A 10,894-nucleotide genomic window follows, 5' to 3' on the forward strand; every position below is an offset into this window, starting at 1 on the left:
TTGATTACTTCAATCGAACGATGGCTAAACCTTTCAAATGGACTTATAAGGGTAAGGTGCTGGCTATTTAATGGTCGGTCTATTTCCGCCACCCTGTACTAGGGCGTGTTTTCAAACTATAACCACAAAATAATGGAGGCGATCGTTATCATGGCTGTATAATTGGCCGCAAGTTTTTCATATCGGGTGGCGATGCGGCGAAATTGTTTGATTCGGTTGATAGCCCGCTCAACAACGTTGCGTTGACGGTAGATTTCACGGCTAAACGGACCGCGACGTGGTTCGTTGGAGAGTCTTGGGATGGTGAGACGGATACCACGGCGGCGTAAGTAATTACGGATTCTCCGACCTGTGTAACCTTTGTCTCCAACTAATCGTAAAGGGCGTAAACGTGGACGACCTCGCCCAGAACGTTTGACTTCACCTTGTTCCATCAATTGTTCCAGAAAAATAGATTCATTACGATGACCAGGACTGAGAATAAAAGTCATCGGCTTACCTTTGCCTTCACAACGTATGTGTATTTTTGTACTGAAGCCACCACGAGAACGACCTAGTTTCTCATCTTCTTCTCTTCGAGACGCTACGCGAACGCCCCCTTTTTTCCACCTGCGGCGTGAGTCAACGGGCGCGGATTACTGTTCCATCGACATAATGAACTTCCCAATCAAGTTTTCCTTGTTCATCAGCGATCGCTTGCAGATGTTTTAAGATTTGGTTCCAAATTCCTGCTTTTTGCCACCGATAAAACCTTGTTGCTATACTCTCCCACTTTCCATACCGTTCCGGCATATCCCGCCACGGTGCCCCAGTTCTTAGTATCCATAGGATTCCATTGATCACTGTGCGGTGATCGTTATTGGGCTTACCCGTTCGGGGTTTGGTAGATGGAAGTAGCAATTTTAACTTCTCCCACTGTTCATTACTCAAGTCTCCTCGATTCATCAACACACCCCATATGCGATCGCCTATTTTGTAGGATACAACGAGTTTGAAAACACGCCCTAGTCCCAAATTATCGAATCTTCCTACCCGTCAGCGCTTCTCGCACATCTAGCATGGCTGTATAAGTAGGTAAAATATGTAAAGTTTCGTTAAGTGGCGTGCGTTCTAAAGCAGTATTGATAGCCTGACGCAAATTTTCTTCCACAATTAGATTAAAATTGCTTTGGGGAGAAGATTCGCTGTAGCGAAGACGTAACGCCATATCATAAGCGCGATCGCCACTAACTATCAAAGTACCTCCACGTTCTACCAATTTCTCTGTATCGACATCCCAAATCCAGGAAACATCTTCGCCATCTTGAACTTTATCATTCAACACTAGCAAAGTTGTTTTATCACTGCTTTGAGTGACTACGCGAATAGTTTCATTTGTGCCTACAGGATTTTTGGATAAGAGAATTCTGACATTTTTGCCATTAATTTTTAATTCTTCGGCACGACCAAAAGCAGCTTGAAAATTAGGAATTGCATCGCGGATAATTGCTTCATCAACACCTAATTCTTTAGCCGCAGTAGCAGCAGCTAGAGTATTATATTTGTTATACAAGCCGACGAGAATTTGCTGCCATTCGCTGCTATCAAGAGTTGGTTGACTTCTACTAAAGCCGCAACTAGGACAGGAATATTCGCCCATATGGGATAAATAAACTCCTTTGTAGTCTAAAGCGTGCCCGCATTTGGGACAATAAATAGAATCAACAGCATGGGGAATTGCTTCGAGATAGTTTTCTGGTTCATTCAAACCAAAGAATGAGACTTTTTGCTGAGATAATTGTTGACCAAGATAGCAGATTGTTGGATCGTCAGCGTTAGCGACAACGATAGTTGAAGAAGGTAAAGTAGCGATCGCCTTTGTCCAACGCTTACTAATAGTATCAACTTCTCCATATCTGTCAAGTTGGTCGCGGAACAAATTTAAACAAAGAATCAGCTTTGGTTGAATTGGTGCCAAAACAAGAGGCACAATATTCTCATCCACTTCTAAAATGGCGTAATCAACATCCAGCTTACCTACCAAGTTGGAGTTTTCCATCAACGCCGTCATCAAGCCATTTTCCAGATTTGCACCTGTAGAATTATGCGCTACGCGGTAGCCTTGACGTTGCAGTATCTCACATAAAAGTAGCGATGTCGTAGTTTTGCCATTAGTACCAGCAATTAAAATTACACCGTTTTTAACTTGCTGACTCAATAACTGCAATAATTGAGGTTCAATGCGACGAGCAATTGAGCCTGGTAATACACTAGCAGCACCCAGACGAAGCGATCGCACTCCAAAAGTTACACTTTTCGCCACCGACACCGCAAAGCCTAGTCTCAGTCTATCTATAAATTTAATTTTTCCCACATTCGTATCCTAATTTTCTCGCGGTTACTAGCTTATAGCCACAAGGGGACAAGTGGACTAGGGGACAAGGAGGACAAGGAGGACAAGGAGGACAAGGGTGACAAGGGTGACAAGGAGGAATTTCTTCCCCATCTGCCTTGTCTCCCCCATCTCCCCCATCTCCCCCATCCCCCTTATCTCCCCCTCTCCCCTCTCCCCCACTCCCCCACTCCCCTCATCCCCCCTCCAAGCGTTATCTTAAAACTTGGTACTTCGGCGTAATTATATATCCGGCTTAATTCGCTTTATTCAGTACAAACTCACGCAGTAGCCGAACAAAATTGAGGTTAAAAGGTTTCTTTTGATGACTGGTATAAAGTTAAATTTTTCACCCAAAATTATTTTTACCTGGTGGCATTTTTTCTCTAAATGCCTGTTGCTGATAGCTTGCCTGTTCATCATTGGGATGCCGCCAGCATTTGCAAGTATCAATAATGATACGTATGATGGCAATATTTTTGTAGTCTATGCTGGCAATGGTTCATTGGTTCCTCCAAAACAGACCCTCGCACAAACTTTAGCAGAACATAAACCCGCAGTATTAGCGTTTTATGTGGATGACAGCAGCGATTGCAAACAATATGCCATTGTAGTTTCACGAATACAAGAATTTTATGGTCGCGCCGCAGAGATTATACCTGTAAGTGTGGATAGTATCTTAACCAAAGAAACCTATGCTACTACAGAACCAGGTTATTACTACTCTGGGGCTGTTCCCCAAATCGTGGTGTTTAATCAGTCGGGTAATGTAGTTTTGAATAAAAACGGTCAAGTGCGGTATGAAGAAATAGACGACAGGTTGCGCGAAGTGTTTGATTTATTACCCCGTGATAAATCAGTGGAGTTAAAACGGCGTTCCTTCAACGAGTTAAATAGTGAAATAACTGAATAACTTATGGGGCAGACTTAATTCGTCTGTCCTAATTTTTTTGTGAAATCAGATACGACATAGTAGTTGAAATCAGGGGATAATATCTAAATATTCAAAGGTGAATAATCAGGCAATAAGCACAAAATCAGTAACTGGGGAATGGGGCATTGGGCATGGGGCATTGGGCATGGAAAGAATCGTATTTACTCACCCACTCGCTTTCTTGAACTTTTTTAATTCCCAATGCCCAATTACCAATGCCCAATGCCCAATGCCCAATGCCCTATGCCCTATGCCCAATTACCAATGACTAATAGAGTGTGTTCTCATGTCAAAGGTTTACACTACCGAGGAACTAATCCAAATTTTACGTTCTGAACGCCAAGCCTGCCTCAAAGGTGAGCGTTTAAAGTTAGAGGTAACTGTTTCTGGCAATCCTTTAATTGACCAGTTTATCAAAAGTGATGGGCTACAAAAATTTACTGCATATGAAGATTTTAAAGCCGCTATTCACGACTATCAAAAAGAATATGAAGTTTCCGGAATTATCTGGCGCAAGGTAACTATTAAAAGTAAAACTTTGCGATATCCAGAAGTAGATACTCAATTAATTGCTCTACCCGGCGATGTGGAAATATTAAAAAATGCTAAAAGTTCTCTTTTGAATTTTTGGGATGAAGTAACAGATGGAATGGATTTATACTTGAGTTTTAATAATAGCAAACAATATCAAGAAATTATCAAAGCTGATGTAGAGAGAATTGCTCAAATAACAGAATGGGCAAGTTTATGTGTGTTTGAAAATTCTAATTTTTTGGAAATAATTTTGCAGTTGGGATGGGGTAAACCAGAAGAAGCCAGTTATAAACGAGGAAGACCCCATTCTGGTAGTGAGTATATTCACGCAGTCAATCCGGGTAATCGTCCGATTGGTTAAATACTGTAGTGAGCGCTTCAGCGCTTTTAAGCACTAAAGTGCTTACTACGAATTTAAATTATATTTGCTGTCAATCTCAGGCACGAATCGCCATAAGATAATTAGCGCGGAGATTCAAAAAATGAGGACTATTTTATGGAGATTTTGCCAGAAAATTTGCGTTCTTTGCGGGGACAGGTGGCAATTGTTACGGGTGCTTCACGGGGAATTGGACGAGCGATCGCACTCGAATTAGCGACACAGGGAGCTTATATAATTGTCAATTATGCCAGTTCTAGTCGCGCTGCTGAGGCATTAGTAGAAGAAATTACAACAGCGGGAGGTCAGGCTTTAGCATTGCAAGCTGATGTTTCCCAAGCTGAACAAGTAGACGCACTATTTAATAGCGTCATGGAAAAATGCGATCGCATTGATATCTTAGTCAACAACGCAGGTATCACCCGCGACACATTACTTTTGCGAATGAAGCCAGAAGACTGGCAAGCCGTAATAGACCTAAACTTAACTGGTGTATTCTTATGTACACGCGCCGCCAGTAAAATCATGCTCAAGAAACGTTCCGGGCGCATCATCAACATTACCTCAATTGCCGGACAAATGGGCAACCCCGGACAAGCAAACTATAGCGCCGCGAAAGCAGGCGTTATCGGCTTTACGAAAACCGTCGCCAAAGAACTTGCATCTCGCGGCATCACCGTCAACGCCGTCGCACCAGGTTTCATCGCCACCGATATGACCAGCAAACTCAGCAATACCGAAGAAATTCTTAAATTTATTCCCCTAAATCGCTACGGTCAACCCGAAGAAGTCGCCGGTATGGTGCGTTTCCTAGCCGCCGATCCCGCTGCTGCTTACATCACCGGGCAAGTGTTTAACGTCGATGGCGGAATGGTTATGGCGTGATTGAAGAAGAGGGGGGGAGGGGGGGATGGGGAGATGGGGAGACAAGGAGAGGGGGAGACAAGGAAGAAAATTCACCTCATCCCCCTTGTCCCCTTGTCTCCTTGTCCCCTTGTCTCCTTGTCCCCACTCCTCACACCGTCGCTCGCATCCTCTGCCAGAGAGTAAAGCCCAAAAGGATAATGATGCCGCTGAGGGTAGCAACCATCACTGCTAAACTCATATTCTGTGTTCTCATTGCCAGCAAGTTGAAAATCAAGGTGATTGACCACAAAGTAAACCCAGCGTTGCGCTGGGATAAACCCCAAGCTAACAAGCGGTGGTGCAAATGGTCTTTACCGGGGGTACTCATGGGATTTTTCCCTGCCATCAATCGCTTGACAATCACTTGAGTGGTATCTAGCACTGGTAACAGCAAAAATAACACTGTTGGCACTAGTGAAAACACGGTAGTTACTTGGAGTTTACCGAGAATACTGGTTGCCGCTAGCACATAGCCAAAAAAGTAGGCTCCGGCATCACCCATAATGATTCGCGAGGGGTGGAAGTTGTGACGCAAAAAGCCCAGCGCCGCGCCCCCCAATGCTGCTAAAACTAAAGTTGCGGCTGCGCGATTGGGAAACTGAGCAGAAACTGCCAACAAACTCATGGCGGTAATAAAGCTGACTCCTCCCGCCAAACCATCCATCCCATCCATCAAATTGATAGCGTTGGTAATTCCTACTACCCAAAACACCGTCAACAACATTGACAAAATTGAGTCAATGGGTGTGCCAAAATTTATATCAATACTGATGCCATTAGCAACCAGCAATAGTGCGGTGAGAATTTGAGTAAACATCCGCACAGACGGCGGTAAGCCGAACTGATCGTCAATAAAGCCGACAAGAACTAATATTGAACCTCCGAGTAAAATACTCAGCACCTGCACCAATACGTTTTGCACTTCGATTGGGCGTAAAAGGCTAGCTAGTACCAACGCGGCAATTACTCCGCTGTAGATAGCCAAACCCCCCGCATTGGGCAAAGGTTCTCGATTTAGTCGTCGTGCGTTTGGTTGGTCAGCCCAACCGACGCGCAAGGCAAACTTGCGTACAGTCGGAATCATACGCCACGTAACTAGCCAAGCCAAAAGAAACGTAAATACTACCGCTAACCAGCCGGAACCGCTAGGTTTAGCTATACCAATAGACTGAAGGGAGTCGTATAGATTCATCTCCCGATTTAAGCATTACTGCCAATAGCCGACATGAGCATCAACTGTATATTAATCAATTTTTTTCCATTTATTTGCAAAATGAACTGGTTCCTCAGTTAGCACTCAAGGCTATTGAGTGCTAAATTGTCTATTGGAAGCGCTAGAGAAGTTAAACATGGCGAAGATTGTTGCATTTGATGAAGAATCCCGTAGGGCACTAGAAAGAGGCATTAACTCCCTTGCCGATGCGGTGAAAATCACTTTAGGTCCAAAAGGTCGCAACGTTCTTTTAGAAAAGAAATTTGGTGCGCCTCAGATCGTCAATGATGGTATCACCGTTGCTAAAGAAATTGAACTAGAAGATCCGCTAGAAAATACTGGCGCGAGACTGATCCAAGAAGTGGCGTCAAGAACCAAAGATGTGGCGGGAGATGGCACCACCACTGCTACAGTTTTGGCACAAGCGTTGGTTCGAGAAGGTTTGAAGAACGTCGCCGCAGGCACTAATCCAGTAGCTTTAAAGCGGGGGATCGACAAAACCATCGAAGCGTTGGTGCAAGAAATTGCCGCCGTCGCCAAACCAGTTGAAGGTAGTGCGATCGCCCAAGTTGCCACCGTGAGTGCTGGTAACGATGAAGAAGTCGGCAGTATGCTTGCCGAAGCGATGGAAAAAGTCACCAAAGACGGTGTAATCACTGTTGAAGAATCCAAATCGCTAACCACTGAGTTAGAAGTTGTTGAAGGGATGCAGATAGATCGGGGTTATATTTCCCCCTATTTCATCACCAACAACGATCGCATGACGGTGGAATTTGAAAATGCCCGCATCCTGATTACTGACAAAAAAATCAGCAGCATTCAGGATTTAGTGCCGGTCTTGGAAAAAGTCGCCCGTTTGGGTCAAGCTTTGCTCGTTATCGCCGAAGATGTAGACGGTGATGCTTTGGCAACTTTGGTAGTGAACAAAGCAAGAGGTGTGCTGAGTGTCGCTGCGATTAAAGCCCCTGGTTTTGGCGATCGCCGTAAAGCAATGTTACAAGATATTGCGATTCTCACCGGCGGACAAATGATTTCTGAAGAAATCGGTTTAAGTTTGGATACCGCTACTTTGGAAATGCTGGGAACTGCCCGGAAAATCGTTATCGATAAAGAAAACACCACCATTGTAGCTGCCGGCGAAGCCAGTTCCGATGTCCAAAAGCGAATTGGTCAAATTCGCAGACAGTTGGAAGAAACTGATTCCGAGTACGACAAAGAAAAACTGCAAGAACGCATTGCCAAGTTAGCTGGTGGTGTCGCAGTAATTAAAGTCGGTGCGGCAACCGAAACCGAACTCAAAGACCGCAAATTGCGGATTGAGGATGCCCTCAACGCTACTAAAGCCGCTGTGGAAGAAGGAATTGTTCCCGGTGGTGGGACAACTCTGATTCACTTGGCGAAGAAGATTGAGGAAGTTAAAAATCAACTCGACACAGAAGAAAAGATCGGCGCTGATATTTTAGCGCGATCGCTCGAAGCTCCCCTCCGTCAAATTGCAGATAATGCTGGTGCTGAAGGTTCAGTTATTGTTGCCAGAGTGCGCGAAAGCGATTTCAATACCGGTTATAACGCTGCTACAGGCGAATTTGAAGACTTGATTGCTGCTGGGATTATTGACCCTGCCAAAGTTGTGCGTTCAGCTATTCAAAACGCCGCATCTATCGCAGGTATGGTTTTAACCACAGAAGCGATCGTTGTCGAGAAGCCTGAGAAGAAACCCGCCGGCGGTGCCCCTGACATGGGCGGCATGGGCGGCATGGGCGGCATGGGCGGCATGGGCGGCATGGGCGGCATGGGCATGATGTAGGGACTGGGGATTGGGGACTAGGGAAAGGTAAAGAATTATTACCAATGCCCCATGCCCCATGCCCATTACCCAATCGTTAATTACCGTCGTAAAATTCTGTAGGGGCGGGGTTTCCCCGCCCTTTCTCATATAATTTAATATAGTGGGTTTGCTGTTATCTTAGTGCCATTCGGGCAGGGAATGAGATATATAGTCGCCTAGAACATCAATAAGGCGATGTCTGGCGACAAGCCGCTTTGCGTCTACGCACTGATGATTGATTACTTTGCAGTCGTTATATGAAATCATTAGTCATCACTAAACGGATATATGACTAAGCTCACTACCTTTGCTTTTCCCCCTGTTGCATAAATCTTGAACTCTTTATTAGATGAATTAGGAAAGAATAAACTGCTTAACACTACTCGTCCATCGCCCGTAAACACTTCTACCGAACTTCGATCCACGAGAATCCGAAGTTTTAAGATGCTATTATTCGTGCCAGATGCCACAACAGGCATTTGAGTAATATGCGATCTTTGACTGGATTGGGGATTCCTAAAGTCTGGCATGAGTCGCTGAATTATTGGCATCTCAAGAGGAAGAGAGACAGACAACCATTTTCCGATAAACCCAGACTCTTGTTGTTTTAATTCTGAAGTCGCTCCACCGGCTTCAGAAGCAGAGCGCGTTAGTGATAACTCTCCCTTGTTGGAACCAGTACGTCGCCATGCCAACACCATTCCTTGCCCTGTATTACCCGCTCGAAGATGAATCTTTATTTCGGAGTTCACTTTGGGCAAACCAGCAACATCAATTGCTAGGTCAGCATCGAATGCAGTGGAACGAAAATTCTTCAGCTCCTCTGGTGTCCTGTTAGTCAGGGGTTTATCCCGCAACCGAGTCACACGCCCAAGCGCAGAATTTCTCAGAAGCGCTAGTTCTTGAACCGGAGTTTGAGTCAGCCAATAGGTGCCAGAATCTCTCATCAACCCCAGGTCTCGCGGAATGCTCAATTGTCCTCGCCACGGCGTTGTTGGAGTTTGGTGGGCGTAATGCCAATTATTTTGCCAGCCAGCCAGGATGCGTCGTCCTGGAGTGTCAGACCAGGTTTGAGGCGCATAAAAATCTGAGCCAAAATCTATAGGTCGAGGCTGTGACTCCTGCTTGAACCGCTTCCCATCAAATTCGCCGACGATATAGAGGCTACGTGACGTAAATTTTCGGGATCTTTCACAGTCCTTTTTGGATTTGGGGTCAGTGAGCGGCATTCCGGTACTATCTCGAAGACCCTGGCATACTACAGGCGGGAGGAACCCTTCGCTGTAGGTCAGTACCCACTTGGTCTCGTTAGTCCTCGAATTGCTGACAGGTAACTCAAATAAATCTGGGGTTTCGACGAAAGGGCCTAAAGTGGTGAGGCTGCTATAGAGCGGGATAGAGGACAGGAAGTGCCATTGTCTCAGATTCGCAGACTCGTAAAGTTCGGCTTTATCTCCAACCGCTAACACCATAATCCAGCGCCCCTTATAGGGGAATACCTTCGGATCTCGAAAATCTGGCTTAGGAGGTGTCAAGTTAGGCAACACACTCTCCGGTGCTTTAAAGGACTCGCCTCCATTGCAGCTAGCCGCAAGCCACTGATCCTGGAGTGAGATAATAGAAGTGTTCTTGGTGAATATAGAAGCAACACAAAGGTTTGAGCAGTCGCAGGGTAACTGTCTTGCTGCCTCACCACTAACGGTCACCGCAGACCCCGAGAAAGGAGACCAGACTTGATTGTGATCGTCGCTACTGGCAAGGAGATCCATTGACGGACTGAACATCGCGTCTCTGCGCTGAGACCAGTGAACCAGATCGGTGCTAACTGCATGTCCCCAGTTTAGTTGACCATTAAGATCTCGGGAGAATGGAATTGCCTGATAATAAAGATGGTATGTCCCGTTTACGTAAACAAGACCGTTCGGATCGTTCATCCATCCCCATGAGGGGGCAAAATGAAACAAAGGTCTCCAAGAACTGTTGGGATACTCCTGCACATTCAGCCGAACCGTTTCAGAACCTCCTGTGGAGTAATAAAGGTTTGGGGCGATTTTAACCGTCAGGTTAAAATTCTGATTTTTAGGAACATTGAGAGGAACAGCAACTTCCAGTACAATCTGCCCTTTAGCTCTGCCCTGTGCAAGTCCTTTCTTGCTCAGAAGCCTGACACCAATCCGCGCATCCGAGGAAGCGGCTGAAGTCGCAAAATTGATCCCATCTCCTACCACAGTAATACGGCGTGTTTCACCTTGATGAATACTACCACCTCCAACAACCTTTTCGATCGCAGACCGAGCAGGAGCGGGAGAAATCAACAAAGCCACGGTCGCATAGAGTAAAGAAACAGTACGCACCTTCATCGCTCTTCTCCAAAGAATATCCCCAAAATTCCAGCTGAAACTTCACCACCTTGACGCAAGGAAGTGGATGGATGCATTAAATACATATTAAATTTTCATGGTAAGCATTTTATGCAGTAAACAAAAAATAACACTTTTTCGCTTTCTATGACGCTCCATTCATCGCAATAGTCACAAGCTGACAATAAACTTGATGTAAAGTACGAATTGCTATGGCTAACTATTCGACATCTGTACATCCATGAGAATAATATTCAGTTGTCAGGGGGAGCATCCCATTTTGGCAGATTTACTAGTGATGGCAAAATAGAGGGAAATATATAAGCCGCATATCAAAGTGATGACTCAAGAAAAGCAAGCACGTCTACA

The 10,894-nt window shown here is 45.2% G+C and carries 9 protein-coding genes and 1 pseudogene; 6 read left to right on the forward strand and 4 right to left on the reverse strand.

Annotation, left to right across the window (positions count from 1 at the left end; all coding sequences use genetic code 11):
- Window positions 1-116: 116 nt before the first annotated feature.
- Window positions 117-945: pseudogene (locus AABK37_RS37230) on the reverse strand (IS5 family transposase).
- Window positions 946-1,015: 70 nt separating this feature from the next.
- Window positions 1,016-2,353, reverse strand: coding sequence for a MurT ligase domain-containing protein (locus AABK37_RS37235; protein ID WP_432556476.1), 1,338 nt, complete (start codon window positions 2,351-2,353; stop codon window positions 1,016-1,018).
- 97 nt (window positions 2,354-2,450) lie between these two features.
- Here AABK37_RS37235 and AABK37_RS37240 point away from each other — a divergent pair, with 97 nt between their 5' ends.
- The 5 genes from AABK37_RS37240 (at window position 2,451) to fabG (ending at window position 5,103) form a co-directional block, all read left to right on the forward strand.
- The gene (locus AABK37_RS37240) at window positions 2,451-2,594 is read left to right on the forward strand and encodes a hypothetical protein (protein ID WP_432556477.1); all 144 of its coding nucleotides are present in this window, start codon (window positions 2,451-2,453) and stop codon (window positions 2,592-2,594) included.
- 102 nt (window positions 2,595-2,696) lie between these two features.
- On the forward strand, window positions 2,697-3,284 hold the full coding sequence (locus AABK37_RS37245; RefSeq protein WP_432556478.1) for a thylakoid membrane photosystem I accumulation factor: 588 nt from the start codon (window positions 2,697-2,699) through the stop codon (window positions 3,282-3,284).
- 97 nt (window positions 3,285-3,381) lie between these two features.
- Window positions 3,382-3,573 (forward strand): hypothetical protein, encoded by a 192-nt coding sequence (locus AABK37_RS37250; RefSeq protein ID WP_432556479.1) that lies wholly within the window; start codon window positions 3,382-3,384, stop codon window positions 3,571-3,573.
- 18 nt (window positions 3,574-3,591) lie between these two features.
- Window positions 3,592-4,200, forward strand: coding sequence for a hypothetical protein (locus AABK37_RS37255; protein ID WP_432556480.1), 609 nt, complete (start codon window positions 3,592-3,594; stop codon window positions 4,198-4,200).
- A gap of 135 nt (window positions 4,201-4,335) precedes the next feature.
- On the forward strand, window positions 4,336-5,103 hold the full coding sequence (gene fabG, locus AABK37_RS37260; RefSeq protein WP_432556481.1) for a 3-oxoacyl-[acyl-carrier-protein] reductase: 768 nt from the start codon (window positions 4,336-4,338) through the stop codon (window positions 5,101-5,103).
- 130 nt (window positions 5,104-5,233) lie between these two features.
- Here fabG and AABK37_RS37265 read toward each other — a convergent pair whose 3' ends face one another.
- Window positions 5,234-6,316 carry an MraY family glycosyltransferase gene (locus tag AABK37_RS37265; protein ID WP_432556482.1) on the reverse strand — a complete coding sequence of 361 codons (1,083 nt, stop codon included), beginning with the start codon at window positions 6,314-6,316 and terminating at the stop codon, window positions 5,234-5,236.
- A gap of 157 nt (window positions 6,317-6,473) precedes the next feature.
- On the opposite strand from AABK37_RS37265, the gene groL reads away from it, so the two are divergent.
- Entirely contained in the window at window positions 6,474-8,144 is a 1,671-nt protein-coding gene (gene groL / locus AABK37_RS37270) for a chaperonin GroEL (protein WP_432556483.1), read from the forward strand.
- Window positions 8,145-8,431: 287 nt separating this feature from the next.
- Here groL and AABK37_RS37275 read toward each other — a convergent pair whose 3' ends face one another.
- On the reverse strand, window positions 8,432-10,525 hold the full coding sequence (locus AABK37_RS37275) for a glycoside hydrolase family 32 protein (protein WP_432556484.1): 2,094 nt from the start codon (window positions 10,523-10,525) through the stop codon (window positions 8,432-8,434).
- Window positions 10,526-10,894: the final 369 nt, after the last annotated feature.

Source organism: Tolypothrix sp. VBCCA 56010, assembly GCF_050875635.1.
GTDB lineage: Bacteria > Cyanobacteriota > Cyanobacteriia > Cyanobacteriales > Nostocaceae > Hassallia.

What these genes read in the sequence shown, in the direction of transcription:
- AABK37_RS37275 (WP_432556484.1), bottom strand. Translation starts at nt 10,525, where the DNA reads ATGAAGGTGCGTACTGTTTCTTTACTCTATGCGACCGTGGCTTTGTTG.
- AABK37_RS37245 (WP_432556478.1), top strand. Translation starts at nt 2,697, where the DNA reads ATGACTGGTATAAAGTTAAATTTTTCACCCAAAATTATTTTTACCTGG.
- AABK37_RS37265 (WP_432556482.1), bottom strand. Translation starts at nt 6,316, where the DNA reads ATGAATCTATACGACTCCCTTCAGTCTATTGGTATAGCTAAACCTAGC.
- AABK37_RS37255 (WP_432556480.1), top strand. Translation starts at nt 3,592, where the DNA reads ATGTCAAAGGTTTACACTACCGAGGAACTAATCCAAATTTTACGTTCT.
- groL (WP_432556483.1), top strand. Translation starts at nt 6,474, where the DNA reads ATGGCGAAGATTGTTGCATTTGATGAAGAATCCCGTAGGGCACTAGAA.
- fabG (WP_432556481.1), top strand. Translation starts at nt 4,336, where the DNA reads ATGGAGATTTTGCCAGAAAATTTGCGTTCTTTGCGGGGACAGGTGGCA.